Consider the following 21,290-nt stretch of genomic DNA (forward strand, 5'->3'; position numbering starts at 1 on the left):
AAGTTCATGCAAACTATATTCAGAAAAGCTGAAAACTGTCGCACTTCATAATATAAAGTTGAGACAAATTAATAAAAACAATGGTGGATTTTATAGGCCCGGTCTTTATAATCATGCCATTTAGTACTTATCCTTGTGGGATCAAACACGATGACTGACTTAGTTCAGCAGTTGGCAAAAGAACTTGCCGTACGTCCAAACCAAGTTGAAGCTGCCATCAAGCTTATTGATGAAGGTGCCAGTGTTCCTTTTATTGCACGTTACCGTAAAGAAGTAACGCAAGGCTTAGACGATACGCAATTACGTCAACTCGATACGCGTCTATCATACTTGCGTGATTTGTATGAGCGCCGTGACAAGGTGATTGAATCACTCAAAGAACAAGATAAATTGTCTGATGATTTGTTGGCGCGTGTGAATGCAGCTGAAACCAAAAATGCATTAGAAGAAATTTACGCACCGTACCGTCCAAAACGTACCAGTAAATCATTTAAGGCCAAGGAAGCCGGTTTAGGCCCAATCGCTGAGAAAATTTTTGCTGAAGCGGTAGATCCAAGCGACGCATTGGCCGGTTTTAGCCATGACGATTATCCAGATACTGAAAGCCAGCTTGATGCGATCCAGCACATCCTGATTGATGACTGGGCACAAAATATCGCGCTGACCACTGAACTGAAAGCCACTTTTGCCAAAACTGCAGTGCTGAGAAGTTTGGTTGCTTCTGAAGAAAAGAAAGAAGTCGGTAAAAAATTCCGTGATTATTTCGATTTCTCTGAAAACCTGAACAAAGTGCCTTCACATCGTTTATTGGCGATGCTACGTGGCCGTCAAGAAAACGTTCTGGGCCTGAAAGTGGATGGCGAAGATGCTGCACCATTGGCACGCATTGAGACTGAATACAATTTAGAAACGATTCAGCCGCAAGCACGTCAGGACTTCTTGAAGCAAACTGCAAAACTGTTCTGGCTTGGCAAAGTGCGTCCAAGCATTGAACACTCATTGCTGACTGAAAAACGTCTGGCTGCTGAAACAGAAGCCATGAACGTATTTGCTGAAAACTTGCGTCATTTACTGCTTTCTGCTCCTGCAGGCGCGCGCACCACTCTGGGCGTTGACCCGGGTATCCGTACCGGTGTGAAACTGGCTGTGGTGAATGCATCGGGTGATGTGCTGGCACACAGCACGATTTATCCATTTGCACCCAAAGATGATAAAGCAGGTTCATTGGCTGAACTGGCACGTTTATGCCGCGAGTTCAATGTTGACCTGATTGCAGTGGGTAATGGAACGGCAAGCCGTGAAACTGAAGCTTTAGTGGCTGAAATGATGGCGGCGAATAGCGATCTTAAACTGACGCGTGTATCTGTGTCTGAAGCAGGTGCGTCGGTGTATTCAGCATCAGAACTGGCTTCTCAAGAACTGCCAGAGCTGGATGTGTCGATTCGTGGTGCAGTGTCAATTGCACGCCGTTTACAGGATCCATTGGCTGAACTGGTAAAAATCGATCCGAAATCGATAGGTGTGGGTCAGTATCAACATGATGTGAATCAGACTGGTCTGGCGAAAACCCTTGAAGCAGTGGTAGAGGACTGTGTGAACTCGGTGGGTGTCGATGTCAACACGGCATCTGCGGCGATTTTGGGTTATATCGCAGGTCTGAATAAATCGATTGCACAGCAAATTGTGGAATTCCGTAAGGAAAATGGCCGTTTTGATAATCGCCAGTCCTTGAAGAAAGTGCCACGTTTAGGCGAGCGTACTTTTGAGCAGGCAGCAGGCTTCTTGCGTATTCAAGATGGTTCTGAGCCATTAGATGCATCTGCAGTGCATCCAGAATCTTATGCACTTGTATCTAAAATTGTTGAAGCGAAAGCGACGACAGTGAAAGATATCATTGGCAATACTGAAATCATTCGTCAGGTCAATGCTGAAGAATTTGCAGATGAGAAGTTCGGTCTGCCAACTATCAAAGATGTTTTAAGCGAACTGGAAAAACCGGGTCGTGACCCGCGTCCAGAATTCCGTACGGCGAAGTTCCGTGATGACATTACTGAAGTTGCGCAATTGTCTGAAGGCATGCAGCTTGAAGGTGTGGTGACCAATGTCACTAACTTCGGTGCATTTGTCGATGTCGGTGTGCATCAAGACGGTTTGGTACATATTTCTGAACTTGCCAATGAATTTGTCGCGGATCCGCATAAAGTGGTGAAACCGGGTCAAATCGTGCAAGTGCGGGTCTTGAATGTGGATGCTGAACGTAATCGTGTGAACTTATCGATGCGTCCTGAAGGTTCTGAAGCGCCGGCAAAAGCACCACGTCAGCCACGTCGTGAAAACAATGAACAGCGCGGTGAGCGTAAGCCTCAAGGCAAACGTCCACAGCAAGCGCGTCCGCAAGGTGAGCGTCCTCAGGGCAAGAAACCGCAAGTGGCTAAACCACAAGAGCAAAAAATTGGTGGTTTAGGCGCATTGTTATTACAAGCAGGGATTAAAGGTTCAAAGTAATCTTTAATTGCTAAAAGAAAACCTCCCATCGGGAGGTTTTTTTATATCTGATTTTTATGAATTGATCATCGGTACAATCCAGCTGGTAATAATCAGCAAAATACCCAGATGCCCCATTTTTCGTGTCACATAAACCAGTTTCGACGGTGGCTGTTCCAGTCGTTTGGCATATTCTTCCATGCTAATGCCTGCTTTGGTTTTACTGCTAAATAAAAACACGCCCAAGTCAATACAGATCAGAATCGTACCAATATCAGCGACCAGCTCCATCAGGACAAAATCTTGGTTATACAGCGAGATGCTCACGCTATAAGTCAGATAGACGGCAAAGGCCAGACACAGGTATTGCAGGACCACTAAAAACTTCTGCATAAATCTCAACAGTTCACAAAATGAAAGCAATTATACAAATAATCGGGCACTCTCGGTCAATTACAAGCTTTTCATGACCTCAGCAAAATTCTGCTTCTCGACCAGCTCCAGAAACTCATCGCCTAAACGCTGACTTTCAGCAATACAGGCTTTCCATAATTTGATCCGTTCTGCCTGATCTAGGCCCTTCAGGGTAAAATCCTTACGATCCGGTAAGCGGCCTAAAGGCAAACTTTGCAGATAGTCCTGCGATGGAGAAAGCAACAAGGTGCGTGCCTGATTTTCCGGATTTGAGGTGCGTTTAAATAACTTGTCAAACCAGCCGGGGGTAATGCTGTCAGTAAAATGTGGATAGAGCACAATGCCTTTGCTCTGAAAGGGCAGGTCAATGTGATAGTCAATCAGGCCACCATCGCGGTAATAACCCTGCGGTGCATCCGGAATATTGTTCACCGCTGCCATTACCCCGGGAATCGACGCCGAGGCCATCAGCCAGGACAATACACTCTGCTCGGTCAGGGCATGATAATGTGTAGTAAATCCATCTTCCGCGATTTGAAATTGTTCCCCCATATTCGGCTGGCTAATCACACGCTGCATAAAATGACGGCTGTGTTTACGTGCAACAGCAGTCGTTCCGACGATTCCGGCTACAGAAGCCAGTAAAGGCAGCGCTTTGTCACTCTGGAAAATGTGCTTGGCTTTAATTGAAATCACAGCGAGATGATAATCCGGATGATTGACCAGATCATTTTCCTTGCCTTGTACCAGGTCGAGTAGCATGCCGCGGCAAACTTCGCTGACCTCCTGGCGGGTCATTTTTTTATGGAAATAAAGGTTGGTATACAGCTCAGCTAAACGCTCGGTTCCCTGTTGAGCCCCATGTGCAGCCATACTGGCAAAACGCCAGCTACCAATCGAGGAACCAACGAGAGTACGCCGTTGTGGGGCACGTGGGAAAAACTCGCCAAAAATTGCCTGATCCAGACCCTGAATCCCGATTCCTTTTGGGCCACCTGCAGCACCGGGGATAATATCGACCTGTTCAGGTTGTAATCCTTGTTGCAGAATCAGCTCACGTGCCAGATGGCCAGCACGAATCGTCAGCGCAGGCGCCCGTTTTTGTAAAATCTGTACCATGATTCAACCCATACCAGCCAAGTGTGTGCTTATTTTAATCGATGCGTCTTTAGACCCAATGGCAAGATATGTCCTAAGGTGACTTGAGAGTCATGGCATCGGGTTGATGTAAGTGTGCATGAGTTCTTTATTGCGTAAATTAAAAAAAGGTAGATTAAATGAAATAATCAAAAGCGTGGTTATAGGATAGCTTGGCCAGTAAAAAGCATGAATTAGAAACAAACTACCTGCAAGACCTATCCATATTTTTAAAGCTAGTATTAGCTGTGTTTGTCGTAGACAGAATGGAAATAACAACGGAAGCAGGTTAAAGCTGACAATGAGCCAGAAATAGTCACTATGAATCAGGAGGTAGAATGTGGTATTGGCAGCAGGGGACCATGCAAGCCAATGGGCTGTTTGGTTGATATAGAAAAAAATATCTATCCATGTTGGGAAGCTGTAAAGTAGTGCAGTGAGAAAGGTTTTTTGTCTATTCTGGCGATACAGTGCGCATAAAAAACTATATTTCATTTGGATATTCTTGTTTTATTTTTTCAATAATTTAAGCATAAAAAAGCCTGACGAATCAGGCTATTTAAAAAATTATTTCGCAATTCGCCAGACGGCAAGAACACTCGCTAGCACAATCAGAAGCACCGACACAAACCATGGTGAAATAATCGCAATCGACAGCAGAATGGCCATGATACTGCCAAACATCCAGCTACGTTTTTGCTGAAGTTCCATTTGCAGGCGCATGCTTTGCAGTTCATTGAGCTGTTTGGCATGCCAGGCTGACTGGTTTTTCAGACCGTTCAGGCTATCAATCATCAAGGTTGGTAGATCCTGTGCCCCTAATAGCAAATCCGGAATTTTTTGTCCCAGTTCTTTCAGGTTTTTCTGCGGATTCATTTGTGCCTTGATCCAGTCCGTCAGGATCGGTTTGGCCAGACTCCAGATATCCAGTTCCGGATACAGGTCGGTTCCCAAGCCTTCGACATGGACTAATGTTTTTAGTAACAACATTAATTGAGGTGGAATTTCCAGATGGAAACGACGGGCAATGTCCATCACTTCAATCAGAATACCGGCGAAATCCAGTTCATGCATTGGTTTAGAGACCATCGGCCCGACACTGCGGCGCATTTCACGAGCCAAAGCATCCTGATCGGTACCCGGTGGAATCCAGCCAGCTTGATGCACCACCTGAATCAGTTGCATGAAGTCGCTGTTCATGACAGCCAGCAGCATGCGTGCTACGGTCATCTGGTCATGCTTAGACAGCTCGCCCATAATCGCGCAGTCCAGCGCAATAAAACGCGGATTACTCGGATTGATGGTTTCGACAAAAACATTGCCCGGATGCATGTCGGCATGGAAAAAGTTATCGCGAAAGACCTGGGTAAAGAAAATAGTCAGGCCTTTACGTGCCAGATCAGCACGATCCATGCCGAGTCGGTCAAAGGTCGCGATATCTGAAATTGGCACTCCGGTAATGCGCTCGGCCACCAGCACATCTTTGCTGTCCATATACACTTCCGGCACGTACATCATGCTGGAGCCGGTAAAGTGGTGGCGCATGCGGCGGGTATTGTCCGCTTCCAGGGTCAGGTCCAGCTCATTTAAAATGATCTGGCGGTAATCCTGAATGATTTCAGATAAATGTAAGGCACGCGCTGCTTCGAGACGTTTTTCCAGAAAGTCCCCCAGCCATTGCAGAATTTCAAAATCCTGCAAAATCTGCTGGCGAATATTCGGACGGGTCACCTTGACCACCACTTCACGGCCATCATGCAGGGCAGCGGTATGAACCTGTGCAATCGAGGCAGCAGCCAGAGGCTGGGTGTCAAAACGGGCAAACAGGGTATTCACATCGGCTTTCAGTGATTCCTGGATGCGCATCTTGGCCACGTCATTGTCAAAGGGCTTGACCTGATCTTGGAGCAAGACCAGTTGCTGTAAAAGTTCAGGTGCAATCAGGTCGCGACGTGTAGAGAGTAACTGACCCATTTTAATGGCCAGCGGACCCATTTCCTCTAAAGCCAGTTTTAGCTTGAGCGGGTTTTTACGTTCACGACTGGACCAGGCGGCCGGATGCATACGGATCAGAGACAGAATATGCCGGGCTTTTTCTGGTAATTCTTCCGCAGGAAACAACGTGTCGAGTCGATAGTGCGCGGCGATGCGCCAAAGTTCGAGTAAACGTGAAACATGCGGAATCATAAAGCGGCGTACCTAGTCTTGAGTAGAGTGATTTGAAGCATCGATCTGGGTATGAAGCTGCTGGATTTTCGCTTCAACCCGATCTAGATTTTGATTCAGGATCCGGGTGTCCTGATTCAGGTCATCCATTTGCCAGCGTGGGGCAAACAGACCGCTGTCTTCTTTTAGGGCATCTTCGGCAAAGAACAGCTGGCTTTGCAACGTGCGTTTCAGTTGCTGAGGGAGCAGTTGCAATTTGCCAATTTCATGTGCCAGTGCAGGGCCAATCCAGGGGCTTAAATGCGCCGCCAGATCCAGCTCGGCCTGTTGCATGATGCGCTGGATTTCCTGCAATAACTTGTAGTCACCTTGCAGTGGAATATTGCCGACTTCATCGGACAGCAGCAGCTTGAGTAATTCCACCACATTGCTGACCTGCAAGGTTGCAGTCGCTTCGGTGACTGTAGATGAGCCAGCATCAAATGGACGCTGTTCAAAGATTGAAGATGCTTCACTATGACCAGTCGCGGTCGGCTCCAGACGAAGCTTGTCTTTATCAAAAAACACATCGACCGAAAGCTGCGGCGAAGCAATCACCACCCGCAGCATTTTACCAGACAAGGCATTTAACTGGATGCGGGTAATCGCATCCAGATCAATGACATGGTGAATCACGCGTTCAACAGCACCGAGTGCCAGAATTGACCACATAGGGAATGAACCTTAAAGTTTAAAACCGCGGTGAACTGCAACAATCCCGCCAGTCAGGTTGTGATAGTCACAATTCTGGAAGCCGGCATTTTCCATCATGCCTTTTAAGGTGCGCTGGTCTGGATGCATACGAATCGATTCAGCCAGATATTTATAGCTTTCAGAATCATTGGCAATGATTTTACCCATGATTGGCAAGGCTGTGAATGAGTACAGATCGTAAAGCTTAGAGAATGGCTCAAATACCGGTTTAGAGAATTCCAGCACCAGTAAACGACCACCTGGCTTGAGTACGCGATACATCGATGCAAGTGCGGCATCTTTATCAGTCACGTTACGCAGACCGAAAGAAATCGTCAAAAGATCAAAACTGTTGTCTGCAAATGGTTCTAAGGTTTCAGCATTGGCCAGTACGAAATCGACATTGGTACAGCCGGCATCGATCAGACGGTCACGACCGACATTCAGCATCGATTCGTTAATATCAGACAGCACCACATGACCGGTCGGGCCCACTTCACGGCTAAACACTTTGGCCAGGTCACCGGTACCGCCGGCAATATCCAGCACCTGCTGGCCACGGCGTACACCGGACATATTGATTGCAAAACGTTTCCACAGACGGTGAATCCCGAAAGACATCAGGTCATTCATGATGTCGTATTTGCTGGCCACCGAATGGAACACTTCAGCCACTTTCTGGGCCTTTTCTTCGCTGTTTACGGTTTGATAACCAAAATGTGTGGTTGAACCCACGTTGCCGGTATTGGCACCGCGTGGCAGGTTATATTTCGGCACCGAGCCTGTGACTGGCGTATCAGTCAGGCGTTGTTCGAGGGATTGTTGCTGACCTTGCGGCGTACCTTGTGGAAGAGGTTCAGTTAAGAATGGGCTCACTTTGTCTGTCTGTTGTGCCGACTCAGGGGTAGGGGTAGGCGTTGTATTTTCATTCGACATTGGAGTCACTCCTAACATATCAATCGGGTTAATCTTGCATTGTCTGCATCATGACAGATTCTAAAGGCTTATTCAGCAATCATGATGCAATTGTTATGAATAATATACAGAAAAATGTGTGCTTGGCAGAAATACTGCGCTGCTATTTATTGAAATGGCAACGCATCGCCAGAATGCACTTTCTCAATAATCTGGCGTTCGGTTGCGGTAAATTCACGGACAAATTTTTCTGCCGATTTCAGCGGCTTCATGGCCAGGAAACCATCCTGCATAAACGCATACATCACTTGAAAGTTATATTTATTGGCCGCGCCTTTACACATCTTGAAGGCCGCATAGACCACGAAGGAGCGCATGTATTTATCCAGACTCATACCGAGCTGATCCAGCAAGGCCAGTTGTTTTAACCGTGCCTGACCCTGATCCAGTTTGAGATAGGTCAGGCGCATCATCTCATCGGTCAGTGTTTCATGCGGATGATAATCCTGTAATAACTGAATCGCGACCTGCTCATCCAGCTGTACCGCTAGAATCGCCAGTTCTACACCCAATGTCCCGGTTTTGATGGCATTTTCAGGAATCACTTTTTCTGCTTTATGGGCATATTTCATCAGCCGGGCAATCTGTGCTGCCAGTGCATCAAATTCGGCACCACCATAGAGACGGTTCAGGAAATATTCGGCCATCAACTGATTGGGTTTTTCCGCAAAATGCGCGCGATGAGTTCGCTGCATGCGAACTTTCTGCCAGGCCTGTACATCCTGTAAACGGCTCAGAATGTCCGGTTGGGTATGATAGCTCAGCTGATAATAATGCGCTAACAGATCATCGAGAACGGCAAGTTTGGACATGAGATTTCAATTATAGTTTGAGAATGCAAGAATCTTAGAGGCTGCCGGGCAATCCTGCTATGACAAATTGAACAGAGATCGGGCATTTGTCTGTCAATCTGTTGTTTAAATAGCCAATTTAATCGTGTGAAAAACGTTGCCAGAGCTATTTTTGCGCCAAAACTCATCGTTATACTGCAAACAGAATAAAACATCAGGGTTGAAGATACGCATGGAACAACCACAATTTCAGTTAATGGATGAAGATCAGTTATCGGTCGAGCTGATTGATGCTCAATATGATTTAAAAAAAACACGCGGCCAGAAAAATGCCAAAAGCCTGTTGATTCTGGTCAACGGGATTGAGCTGGCCGGTAAGGGTGAAGCGGTCAAGCAACTGCGTGAATGGGTCGATCCGCGCTATTTGCGCGTGAAAGCAGATGCACCGCAAGTGGCCGGGCCTAAACAGACTTTGTGGCAGCCTTATGCGCGCTTTATTCCGGCCGAAGGACAGATCATGGTCTTGTTTGGCAACTGGTACAGCGACCTGCTGAGCAGGGCTATGCAAGCTTCAGATCCGATCACTAATGCACAGTTCAATCATTATCTGCAAGAGATGCAAGCCTTTGAACAGGACCTGAAAAATAATCATGTCGATGTGGTCAAGGTCTGGTTTGACCTGTCCTGGAAAGCCCTGCAAAAACGGCTGGATGCCATGGATCCGAGTGAAGCGCACTGGCATCAGCTGCATGGTCTGGACTGGCGCGACAGAAAACAGTACGACACCTTGCAGCGCTTGCGTCAGCATTTTACCGAAGACTGGTTCATTATTGAGGGTGAAGATGAACAGCAGCGTGACCAGCAATTTGCCCAGCATATTCTGGGTGCTCTCAAGCATTGCCCCAATCATCCGGCCAGAGCCAGTGGACGATGGAAACAGGCCAAGATTCCCGAACTGTTAAAACATCCTGCCGAAACTCGAGCCAAGGCAGAGGATTACAAGCCGGAGCTGAAAAAATTAACAGCTAAGGTGGCCAAGGCGATGCGGTCCGATCCGCGGAATGTGGTGATTCTGTTTGAGGGCATGGATGCTGCTGGAAAGGGCGGCGCGATCAAGCGCATTGTGAAAAAACTGGATCCGCGTGAATATGAAATTCATACCATTGCCGCACCAGAAAAATATGAGCTGAGCCGTCCCTATTTATGGCGCTTCTGGACCAAACTGCAAAGCGATGATGATATCTGTATTTTTGACCGTTCCTGGTATGGGCGGGTGCTGGTAGAGCGGATAGAAGGTTTTGCCAGTGCCGCAGAATGGCAACGTGCGTATGCGGAAATTAACCGTTTTGAGCAAAGTCTGGTCAAGCATCAAACCGTGGTGATCAAACTGTGGCTGGCCATTTCCAAAGATGAACAGGCCGCACGTTTCAAGGCACGCGAAGATACACCGCATAAGCGTTTTAAAATTACTGAGGATGACTGGCGTAACCGGGAACGTTGGGAGGATTATCTGAAAGCGGCAGCCGACATGTTTGAACGTAGCTCGACCGATTATGCGCCTTGGCATATTATTGCGACCGATGATAAAAATACCGCACGGGTCGAGGTGTTAAAGGCCATTTTAAAACAGCTTCAGGCAGAATAATCTGCCTGAAGTAGCACGGGCTCAGCTGTTTAAAATATTGAGCTCAAATGTGCTTAACCTTGAGCGACCTGTTTTTGCTGGATATTTTTAGCCGCACGGTAGCATTCCTCGACATGGGCTTCGGCAATTTTTTTCATGACAAAATAGCCCAGACTGGCGGCAATCAATTGACCACCCAGGGGAATGAATTTTGTCACTTGCTTTGTGATCACTTTCGCTGCAACATTGTTCAAAGATTTTTTGACAGCAGTTCGCGCGACCACCAGACCAGAAAATTCTACGCCGCGTTTACGCAGCTCATTCCAGTGCACCTGACGGGTTTTGGGATCATAGACACTGATCTGATCAGGCGCCAGTCCGAAGCGGGCATTGATCTCGGGAATCAATTGCGACAAGATGCCGATGTCAATGACGACATCCATAAACGGCACTGGAATAATGGCGGCACCCGCAGAATAGTAGGCACGTTTTTTGGTGAGTTCCAGGCACTCGGCACGAATTTGTTCCAAATCTAAGCTTGGATCGATACGTTCAGGAATTTTATCTAATTTCATGGGCACTACCTAAGCTCTATGTTGTTTTTTTCTATGAAAGCATCATTAAGATGCTTTTTTCAAAGAAATTTTTCGACTGAAGTGTGATTTTAAAGTGTCATACAGCGCTCGAGATGTATAGTAACTAATCTTTATCATTTTGTAGTAAAACTAGTTCAGCAGTTCAGGGGAAACGATGGCAATCCATGTTATTCAGAGTCAACGCATTGATGTGCTTTTGGATAGTATGCTGCGTATTGTCAATCAAACTGCCCGGCATCCGTTTGAAGTGTTACAGCCCCGGCATTTTATTGTGCCGTCTCCGGCCGTAGAAAGCTGGTTGACTCAAAAAATTGCCGAGAAGAAAGGCATCAGTGCCAATAGCCAGTTCCATCACCGGATTCGTGCCTTTCAGTGGACGTCTTATCAGTGGGTGCTGAATGCGCCTAAAGAAGTCGAACAGGTTCGAGAAGCCAATATTCCGCGTATTATCATCAAATGGCGCGTGTTTCAGGCACTGCGTAAATGTATTCTGCCAGAACATATTCCCTTAGACGTCGATCATCCGCTGTATTCAATTGTAAAGCGGATTTACGACAGTGCCGACCGGCTGGAGCAGGGCACGGAAAAACAGCTGAAAAAACAGAGCATGCTGTACTGGGTGGCCGAGCAGGTATCGCGCCTGTTCAGCCATTATATGGATTATCGCGGTTATTGTGCACGTAACTGTCCACCGCAAAGCTGCAGCTGCCCGACCAACTGGCTAGAGGCCTGGGGACAGGATATTGCGCTGGATATCGAGCAGATGATTTATAGTCCCAAAGATGAAAATGGTCACGAAATGCAGGTGGCCGATTTCGTCAAAATTCAGGCGCGTGAGCTGGAAGCCTGGCAACGCTGGTTGTGGCAGCATGTATTTCAGGATGATTATGCCAAAATTCTGGAGATTGAGCGCCTGTATTGGGAACGGCTGGAGAATCCGGAAACCCGAAGCGAAGCCCTGAAACGCTTGCCGGCACAGATAGTGGTATTTAGCCTGCTGGAACTTCCGCCCAGCCAGCTGGATTTTTTACGCCGTCTAGGGCAATACATAGACATTTATATCTTTCATTTTAACCCCTCGCAGGAATACTGGGCCGACAGTGTCGATCCGGACTGGAAAGCCAGATTTGATTTACAGCGCGAAGAGCGCTTTATTCAGCGCTTTGAAAAAACTCGCCAACGTAAACCGAATGATGCTGAACTGAAAGAATTTCGAATCAAGCAGCTTAACTTTAATGCCGAAGATCGTGAATCGCGGCATCCGCTGTTGACCCGATTTGGCAAGCAGGCGCGGGATCATTTCTCTTTACTCTCCAAACTGTCTTCGGGAGAAGAAGGTCTCTGGGCCGATGTTTTTGTCGATGACTATCAGGACAAGCTGCTGGCAAAAATCCAGTCAGATATTTTATATTTACTCGAACCTGAACAGCATCAATATGCTTTAAGTCCGGCCGATGATTCGGTGCAGATTCATGTCTGTCATTCCTCGTTGCGTCAGCTGGAAGTACTCAAAGAACAGCTCATTCACTGGCTGGCACAAGGCACGGAACAGCAGCCACGGCAACCGAGCGACATTCTGGTGCTGAGTCCGAATCTGAAAGAACTGGAACCGGCGATTCGCAGTGTCTTTGCCCCGCCACCACGTGAGCGTGAGATCGGCAGCCAACGGTTGCAGAAAGATAACCTGTATTTACCGATCCAGATTGCCGGGGTGTCGCGTCTGGATGTTAGCAATGCCTGGCGCGCGGTACTGGGCCGGATCCAGTGGGTACGTCGCCGTTTCAGTATTGAGGACTTTGCCGACTGGCTCAGCCTGAATGCCACCCAGCAACGTTATGCTCTGGACTATAGTCAGGTAGAACGGATGTTGCAGTTGCTGACGGAGGCTGGCTTCAAGCGCGGTCTGGACCAGCAGCATTTACAGCAAAGCCTGAGCGTAGGCGATGATGATTACCGTTTTAGTTTTAAATTCGCGCTAGACCGTCTGGCTTTGGGCCTGGCCATTCCTGAACATACAATGTTTGAGGATACCTTGAGTTATGCCAAGGTTCTGACCAGTGATTTCCCGTTGATTTCAACCCTGATCCAGATTTATCAGGATCTGGTGCAGCGCCGTGACTGGCTGACTTTGCATGAGACCGGACAGCGCACGCCGGTGAAAACCTGGCTGAAATATTTGCGCGCCGATCTGAATGAATTTCGTGATGCCGGGGTGGAATCGCTCAAAACTGTGGCCGAGATTATCGACAAGCAGATGCGGATGCTGACCCTGGCCGATTATCATGAGCAGGATGATTCACATGCCAGTCAGGAGCTGGTGGCACTGAGTTTGCCTTTGCCTTATGTGCTGGAAGAAATTCAGAATACGCTAGAAATGCAGCTGGATCAGGCTGAACCAACCGGACAGATCACTTTTAGCCAGATTGGCCAGATCCGGCCGCTCCCTTATCAGCTGGTGGTGATGCTAAATCTGGATAGTGGTAAGTTTCCGAGCCGGAATCAGCAGGTGCCGTTTGATTTGATGCGCAGCCTGAAGCCGCAACTCGGTGATCGTTCGCGTCTGGATGATGAGCAGGGTGCTTTTCTGGATGCCTTGCTATTGGCGCAGGATAATTTATGGCTGTTTTATAATGGCTTTGATCTGGACGATGGCGAGGCTCGCGATCCATCCACTGCCTTGCAGGAACTGATTCAGCATATCGCATTCATCTGTCAGTCGGAACAGCCGGATGCCGAGGTCGATTCTGTGGTGGAAATCAATGGTCTGTCAGTGGCTAAACATATCCAGCAGCTTTATCATGTACATCCCTTGCAGCCTTTTGATCCAGCCGGATTTGCAGATGTGCAAACACCGCGTTATCGGGATCAGTGGTTTGCGGTGGCAGAATATATCCGCAGCGCCGAAGGCAAGCGCAGCAGCTGGATCAATGCGCATTATCCGGCAGTTGAACAAAAAGAACTGCGGGTGCTAAAAGGCGATGAGTGGATTCGGGACATGATTTTCCCGGCGCGTTTATTTCTGAAAAGTGTCGGAATTTCCACAATTCGCTATGCAGATTTGCCGAGTTCCCGTGAGCCCTTGTTATTAAACAAGCTGGAACAATATCAGGTGCGGGATTTTCTATTACAACAAGATCAGCAGATTGAGCCGAGCTTGATGCTAGACCGTTTGCCAGTAGGCAAAACCCAGCAAGCCACCTGGCTCAGCAGTCAGCAGGAACAGCAGTTGTTGCAAGAACGTTTGCTACAGCTCGGCAAAGAACTGACGCCGGTGACCCAGCAATCCTTGCAATTTAGTCCTGAACTGATCATTCATATCAGCGTACCACAAGCCTCGCACAGCAGTTACTGGTTAAGTCTGCAATCCTCTTCGGCCTCGGAAAAACGCCGTGCCCAGATCTGGCTGGAATATCTGTTATGGCTGGCTTACTTAAATGATGATGCACGCTCACCAGAACTGGAACGTATTGTGATTTTCAGTAATAAGACCCTGAAATTTTCCGGCTTGAGTTCAACTAAAGCGCGAGAATATTTACAGTTCTGGTTCAAAGCCTGGGAAATTGGTCAACAGCAGCCGCTGGTGTTGCCAGCGGAATTGTTGATGAAAAAAGAGTGGCAGTGGGCCGAAAATGAACAGGGCAAAATGACCATTGTGGAAATGCCGGAACTGCTAAAAGCCTGGAATAATAGCTATGAAAGTGCCAAGCCTTTGGCTTCGGATGAATCCAGCCTGTTGCATCAGGACTGGCAGTTTATTTTGCAGGATCAGGACCCGGATCTGGCCTTGCAGCGCTGCTGTCATGATTTCGCCCATGCTCTGTATGCGCCGATTCACCAACATCTGGAATGGGTGAAATAGCAATATGACCGTGTTAAAGCAGCAGATGCAAAAAGCCATTTCTACCAATCCGATTCAGGACATGACGTTCCGGGGCTTACACTGGATTGAGGCCTCGGCAGGCACCGGCAAGACCTATACTTTATCCAGTTTGATGGTGCGGATTTTTCTGGATCAGTATTATCCGCATCAGGTGATTGCAACCACCTTCACCCGCAAGGCAACGGCCGAACTGAAAAACCGGGTACGGCTGCGGGTCGAAGAAACTTTGGCCTATATCCAGCGTCATCAGCAGCTCAATTCTGTGGAAATTGCAGCGAAGATTCAGAGCGAAACTGATCCTTTATTTCAGCAGGTATTGAAAGATTATGGCACACGGATGGACTATGCCCGTCGCCGCTTGCGTCTGGTACTGAACCAGCTGGATGAACTGTTTGTCGGGACGCTGGACAGCTTTAGCCAGAAACTGTTACGTGAATTTGCTTTTGAAAGTGGCAAGATTGAACGTGCAGAACTGACCGAAGATCAGGATTTATATATCCAGCAACTGATTCATGATGTGCTGCGTGACTGGATTCAGCAGCAGCCCCAATATATGGTCAATCATTTGTATGTGCAGAATCTGCTGAAACCGGTCGAGCATTATACCGGGCTGGTTCGGGATGCCCTGAATTTTAGCAAGCAGCAATTCCAGAAGGTCGAGCCGGCTGAATGTGATTTAGGTAAATTAGAAGCCTGTATTACCCAATTATTGAATATTCATGAGCATGATCTCGAAGTCATGCGGCGCTATTGTCAGGAAAGTCCGAAGTATTTTCACAAGAGTTTTTTGACCAAGTTAACCGACGTTTGTGAAAACTTTATGACCTGGAGTGCAGCCCTGCAAACTCAGGGTGGCATGAGTTTCTTTGATGCAGAATTGCAACCGATTTTACTGAATCTGTGCCATTTACGCCGTAAAAAAACTGATTTCCAGCCGACCACTCAGGTTTTTAACAAGAGCTGTCCGGAAGCGGAGCAGCAGCTGATTTTGCAACACAGCCTGATCGTGGCAATTGATGTACTGTGTGAGGTCAAACAGGATCTGGATGAGCAGTTGAAGCAGCTCACGACCTATCTGGAATTTCATATTATTCAAAGTGTGCAGACTCGTTTGCCACAAACCCTGCAACAGCAGGGTGAAACGACTTTTTCCCAGCAAATCCGCACACTGGCGGAAGCACTGCAAGGACAGCAGGGTCAGCGCTTTGCCCAGTTTGTACAGGCACGTTATCCGCTGATTCTGGTGGATGAATTTCAGGACACCAATCAGGATCAGGATGACCTGCTGGCCAAGATCTGGCGGGATGCCAGCCGGGTTCAATCCGGCTGCATGATTATGGTCGGCGATCCGAAACAGGCGATTTATGGTTTCCGTGGTGGCGACATGCTGACCTATAACAAGGCACATGCTGACGTGCGGCAGAAGCAGGGCCGCGAATATACCCTGATGCAGAACCATCGTTCGGTCAAAGCGCTGGTCGAAGTGGTCGATGCTTTATTTCAATGCCAGATGGATTTTGGTGAACAGGTGCAGTACACCCTGATTCAGGCCGGTAGTCGGCCACATCCGGATCTCATCGATAGCGCTGTCTGCAATCCGCAGCCCTTACGCTGGATTCAGTTAGGTGAGTCGGATGTAGAAGCCGATCAGGTGGCCTGGAAAATCCGTGCACTCCTCAATCAGTCTGCTCAACAGCAGTTATATTTTCAGCAGCAGAACAGTATTCAAAGCCTGAAAGCCGATGATATTGCAGTACTGGGGTTTGGACATTTTGTCCTGGAACAGGTCAAGCAGCGCCTACAGCGTATGGGTATTCCTTGTTATAAAGAGTCCAAACAAAGTGTTTTTGCCAGTGCTATTGCGCAGGATGTCGCGGCCGTCTTGACTGCAATCATGGATCCTTTTAATGAATCCAAGGTCAAACGTGCCTTACTGACCCGCCTGCTGGGCTTCAACCTGAAAAAACTGATTGAGTTACAGGCGCAGAGTGAAGGGCTCAGTCGCTATATTGCCGATCTGGATGCAATTCGGGAAATGTGGTTCGAAAAAGGTTTTCTCACGGCATGGAATTATGCCTTAAACCTGTTTCAGGTCTGGACTCATCTGGTGGCCAGTCAAAGTCTGGATAATGAACGGGTGGTTGTGAATTTGCGTCATCTGACTGAAATTCTGAGCCAGCAAAGTGAATATTATCAGGGTGCCCAAAAACTCTATCACTGGTATTTGCGTCAGTTACAGTCCCCTTCAGGCAAAGACAGTGAAAAAGAACGCAAGCTGTCTGGTGATCATGGGGTACAGCTGATGACCATCCATGCCTCTAAAGGGCTGGAATTTAAAGTGGTATTTTTATTGGGCGCAGATGCTGCTTTTGATGTAAATAAAGGCAACTTGAACTTTTCATTAAGTGGCACACTGTCTGAAAGTATTTTAGAACAATCCCGGGTGATTGCAGTCAATCATAAGCATTTGCACGAGCAGGCGATTTTACAGAATGCAGCGCGTAATGCAGCGGAAAATCACCGGCTTTGGTATGTGGCGCTGACCCGTGCCAGTCATCGGGTGTATGCCATGTTACAAGACCACGCTGCACAATCCGATTCGGGCTTGGCGTTCTGGCGTGGCCAGGGCGATGCCATCTTCGAACATGCTTTATCTCTGGTCGAGCAGCCGCTGTCTCAGGAACCGGCACGTCTGGTCGAGCAGTCACACCATCATAAGATCGACATGCTGGCGCAACCTTTGCCAGAGCGACAGTTCTATCCACGCACCAAAACCAGTTTTACCGCATTGTCGCAACACCAGTCACATGCGCCAGTTTTGCAGGATGATCTGGTCAATGCACAGGAACACCCGGATAGTGCAGCGGATGAAATCAATCTGAATGCTTTAGCAGATCAGCCGGCTGTCACACCGTTGGACTGGATCAAGCTGAATTTCCCCAAAGGTACGGTGGCCGGGACTTTCTTGCACAGTATTTTTGAACATATCAATTTTCAGGACAGCAGTTACTGGAATCTGGAAATTCGCCGTCGTTTTAAAAATACTGCACCGCAAATCTGGCAAGAACTGAAAGAAAAATTTGAACAGGCCTTCCAGTTGCGTACTGTGCTGGAGCAGACCTTTGCGCCGCATTATCAGGCCGCAGCGGTGAATCTGCGTACCCTGTTTCAAGCCGCAGCGCAGGCAAATTTCAAAGCAGATGAGTTGCAACAGAGTATACAACGCGTTTTGTCCAGCCTGAACTATAAATTGCTGAGTGGCATTCGCCTGCATGATCAGAGCGAAGCTTATCGTCAACAATGGCGACAGTTATTTCAATCGGCACAGCAAGACCGATCAGCCTTGGTGGTTTTTTTAAGCCAGTTTGAGCGTTATTTCACCGAGCTGGATGATGACAGCTTTATCCAGTTTTTTGAACAGGAAGTAGCCCAACTCGCACGCTCTACAAGCACTGAATCGCTGGATGTGGACAGTCTTTTCCAGACTGCTTTTGAGGGATTGCTGGACGAAATTACAGAAGATATTTTGCTGAACCTGATGCATGACTGGGTACATGAAATTCTGGCCACTCCGATCCAGGCAGATTTTGCGTTGGCACAGCTGGAGGCTAAACAGTATCTGTCAGAATTCCCTTTTTATCTGTCTTTGACCGATGCCCCTTTGCAGATTCGGCAAATCCATCAGCTTTTTCTCGAACATGACATGGTCATGAGCGATTTTAATGAGGCCAAATCGGCGCGATATCTGACCGGTTCCATCGATCTGGTGTATTTCGATGGCCAGCGCTACCATATTGCCGATTATAAAAGTAACTTCCTCGGACCTGATCAGCAGCACTATAGTGCTGAGGCGATTCAGCAGAATATGAGCCAGTCCAGTTACTGGTTGCAGGCCGCTCTGTATCTGGTGGCGCTGCATCGGTACCTGAGTGCCAATATGCAGACTTATTCGATCACACAGCATCTGGGCGGCGCAACCTATCTGTATTTGCGCGGGATGAATGGACAGGCGCAGCAAGGAGCTTATCATTGGCAACCGGACTCTGAATTCATAGAAAAACTGGATCAAATATTGGGCTATTTTGAGCAGAAAAAATCAGCATGATTTTACTGTTTTATAAAATATGTATAGATTAAACATGAAATTATCCTGTGGATAACTTTGAGGATAACTGTGTGGAAAATGAGCAGAATCACGTGTCACAGCAACATTCCGATTTAATGGCCTGGATTGACTATCTGTGTCAGCTTCCATTCAGTACAGCTGCATTTGATCCGGCAGCAAAATTATTGATCGAGCAACTGCTTGAAGCGATGCAAGCGGGAGATAGCTGTATCGAAGTTAATCCTCAGCAGGTTGCCTTATTGCATAATCTGGTTTTAGACCGCCGTCAACAGAGTGCAGGAATTGCACCATTTATTTGTGCAGATCAGCATTTATATCTGTACCGCTACTGGCAACTGGAACAGGCGGTAGCCTCACATATTGCTCGGATTAAAGCCCAACCGGTGGCCGCTATTGATTTATCCGAACGTGATCGCAATTTATTGTCAGATCCACAGCAGAAACTGGCACTGGAAATGGTTGCGCGGCAGGCGCTGAATATTATTACCGGCGGTCCGGGTACCGGTAAAACCTATACCTTGGCGCATATGATTGCGGTCCTGCATGAAGCCTTGCCAAATATCCGGATTGCCATGGCAGCACCTACCGGAAAGGCCGCACAGCGCATGAAAGAAGCACTGCAAAAAGCCTTGCACAGTGAAGCGTTACAACAGTTTGAGCTAGAAGCATTAAAACAGTTGCAACCGGTGACCCTGCATCGCTTATTGGGTCTAGGTACTCGCGGACAGCCACGCTTTCATGCCAAACAGCCTTTGCCCTATGATGTGATCGTGGTCGATGAAGCCTCGATGCTGGATTTAAACCTATCCCAGATGTTGCTAGCCGCCGTACCGCCTCATGCACGGCTGATTTTACTCGGTGATGCAGACCAGCTGGCCTCTGTGGATGTCGGAACGGTACTGGCAGATTTACAGCAAGTGGTGACTCTGGAGGATAACCGGGTCAATTTAATCACCACGCGACGTTTTGCGACTGGAGCCAGGATTGGTGCAATGGCGGAGTTTATCCAGCAGAATCATGAGTCTTCTCACGTCTTGCAGAAATTTGAGCAGCAGATTGTGCCGGCTAGTGAGTTACAGGCGATCGATTTGAATCAGGTTGAAATCGACCAGTTGCAGCTGCAATACCTGCTCGCTGGCGCCGAACAGACCGCGCATAGTTTGAATCAGTATTATGATCAGCTGATGTATGGTTATCAGGCTTATGTACAGGCCATAAAAACAGAACGAAACTCAGCTGATTTTGAGCAGTACGTACAACAGGTGGTCAAAACTTTTGATGATTACCGGATTTTAACCGCAATCCGTTCTGGTGATCTGGGTCTGCTCAAGATCAACCTGCAGATTGAGCAACGCTTTTTAGCAGCGCAAGGCCAATTGAAACAGGGCGACTGGTATGTTGGACGCCCTGTCATGATGAGCTATAACGACTATCAGTTGGGTCTGTCCAATGGTGATATTGGCATTTGTTTTTTACGTGAGCAGTCTGGTCAGCGTCAGTTTGAAGTGTATTTCCCAAGTCTGGAAAAATGGGTATTGGCGACCCGTTTACCTAAAAGTATTGAAACCGCTTTTGCGCTGACTATTCACAAATCTCAAGGTTCAGAATTTTCCCATACGGCAGTGGTGCTGGATCAATATGCAAAAAATCTATTGAGCAAAGAGTTGATTTATACCGCGATTACTCGAGCCAAAAAAGTGGTCAGTTTATTGGTGGATTGTGATGCTTTTATACAAGCACTTTGTGTCAGAACCACCCGAAAAAGTGGTTTGAGCCAAAAAATCATTGAACAATCCAGTAATTTAATTGGCAAAAATAATCAAATCTTGTAGGTAAAAGCTTACAAGGATTCAGGAAATTGACGCATAGAGCTTTTGCTCAGTTTTTGAGAAGATTGGTTCTACAAAATAACTCAACACGGAAAGTTGAGCATAATCGTATAATTATAAAAAGAATGTCAGTAGACAGCGAACTTACAGTGAGGTAAGTAAAAAGAGGAAACTTACAGCCGCTAAGCCTTGTAGTTTTGGGAGAGACTACAAGGCTTTTTTATATTTAATTAATTTATATTTCAAAATACTAGATATTTACCTTAATTCTAAAGTTGGATATTGTTGTGGAATGGCTGGATTTAAGCGAATTAGGTTAAATAAAGTGGTATTAATGTAATATTATGCAACTTTTAGGCTAGTTATTGTACGAAATAGCTTACAGCAAGATACGCTAAATGCCTCTACTTGTCTTTGTAGAATATGGCAAAATCTACCACACAAGGAAGGTGATTTTTCAACAGGATGTTTGAAAATAATAACAAGCGTAAAACGCTATAAAAAACACAATAAATAATAATGATAAGAGAAAGAAC

General features: G+C 47.2%; 12 protein-coding genes. 5 read left to right on the top strand and 7 right to left on the bottom strand.

Translation table 11 applies throughout. The annotated features are described in order from the left end of the window. The first annotated feature begins 150 nt into the window (after positions 1–150). On the top strand, positions 151–2,505 hold the full coding sequence (locus FTU42_RS01160) for a Tex family protein (protein WP_180082910.1): 2,355 nt from the start codon (positions 151–153) through the stop codon (positions 2,503–2,505). Between the two features lie 54 nt (positions 2,506–2,559). Here FTU42_RS01160 and FTU42_RS01165 read toward each other — a convergent pair whose 3' ends face one another. From FTU42_RS01165 to FTU42_RS01190, 6 genes are all read right to left on the bottom strand, one after another. Beyond that, on the bottom strand, positions 2,560–2,877 hold the full coding sequence (locus FTU42_RS01165; RefSeq protein ID WP_180078716.1) for a hypothetical protein: 318 nt from the start codon (positions 2,875–2,877) through the stop codon (positions 2,560–2,562). 60 nt (positions 2,878–2,937) lie between these two features. After that, a complete protein-coding gene (locus tag FTU42_RS01170) occupies positions 2,938–4,017 on the bottom strand; it encodes a patatin-like phospholipase family protein (protein ID WP_180082911.1) in 1,080 nt (359 codons plus the stop codon). Between the two features lie 585 nt (positions 4,018–4,602). Further along, positions 4,603–6,222 carry an AarF/ABC1/UbiB kinase family protein gene (locus FTU42_RS01175; protein ID WP_005095319.1) on the bottom strand — a complete coding sequence of 540 codons (1,620 nt, stop codon included), beginning with the start codon at positions 6,220–6,222 and terminating at the stop codon, positions 4,603–4,605. A gap of 12 nt (positions 6,223–6,234) precedes the next feature. Continuing rightward, complete coding sequence (locus FTU42_RS01180) at positions 6,235–6,912, bottom strand: SCP2 domain-containing protein (RefSeq protein WP_159138685.1); 678 nt, start codon at positions 6,910–6,912, stop codon at positions 6,235–6,237. A gap of 12 nt (positions 6,913–6,924) precedes the next feature. Further along, positions 6,925–7,869: a bifunctional demethylmenaquinone methyltransferase/2-methoxy-6-polyprenyl-1,4-benzoquinol methylase UbiE gene (ubiE, locus tag FTU42_RS01185; RefSeq protein WP_005095322.1), complete on the bottom strand. Its 945-nt coding sequence runs from the start codon at positions 7,867–7,869 to the stop codon at positions 6,925–6,927. Between the two features lie 146 nt (positions 7,870–8,015). Then, the gene (locus FTU42_RS01190; RefSeq protein WP_100329316.1) at positions 8,016–8,720 is read right to left on the bottom strand and encodes a hypothetical protein; all 705 of its coding nucleotides are present in this window, start codon (positions 8,718–8,720) and stop codon (positions 8,016–8,018) included. 205 nt (positions 8,721–8,925) lie between these two features. Here FTU42_RS01190 and FTU42_RS01195 point away from each other — a divergent pair, with 205 nt between their 5' ends. Further along, a complete protein-coding gene (locus FTU42_RS01195) occupies positions 8,926–10,344 on the top strand; it encodes a phosphate--AMP phosphotransferase (RefSeq protein WP_159138701.1) in 1,419 nt (472 codons plus the stop codon). A 53-nt stretch (positions 10,345–10,397) separates the two neighbouring features. On the opposite strand, the gene FTU42_RS01200 is transcribed toward FTU42_RS01195, so the two are convergent. After that, complete coding sequence (locus tag FTU42_RS01200; RefSeq protein WP_005095328.1) at positions 10,398–10,898, bottom strand: hypothetical protein; 501 nt, start codon at positions 10,896–10,898, stop codon at positions 10,398–10,400. A 175-nt stretch (positions 10,899–11,073) separates the two neighbouring features. Between FTU42_RS01200 and FTU42_RS01205 the strand changes: the two genes are divergently transcribed. The 3 genes from FTU42_RS01205 (at position 11,074) to recD (ending at position 20,757) form a co-directional block, all read left to right on the top strand. Next, positions 11,074–14,778 carry an exodeoxyribonuclease V subunit gamma gene (locus FTU42_RS01205; RefSeq protein ID WP_159138686.1) on the top strand — a complete coding sequence of 1,235 codons (3,705 nt, stop codon included), beginning with the start codon at positions 11,074–11,076 and terminating at the stop codon, positions 14,776–14,778. Positions 14,779–14,782: 4 nt separating this feature from the next. After that, on the top strand, positions 14,783–18,904 hold the full coding sequence (locus FTU42_RS01210; RefSeq protein WP_180082912.1) for a UvrD-helicase domain-containing protein: 4,122 nt from the start codon (positions 14,783–14,785) through the stop codon (positions 18,902–18,904). Positions 18,905–18,975: 71 nt separating this feature from the next. After that, on the top strand, positions 18,976–20,757 hold the full coding sequence (gene recD, locus FTU42_RS01215) for an exodeoxyribonuclease V subunit alpha (protein WP_159138688.1): 1,782 nt from the start codon (positions 18,976–18,978) through the stop codon (positions 20,755–20,757). Positions 20,758–21,290: the final 533 nt, after the last annotated feature.

The sequence above is a fragment of the Acinetobacter sp. YH12102 genome, assembly GCF_013419125.1.
Lineage (GTDB): Bacteria > Pseudomonadota > Gammaproteobacteria > Pseudomonadales > Moraxellaceae > Acinetobacter > Acinetobacter pseudolwoffii.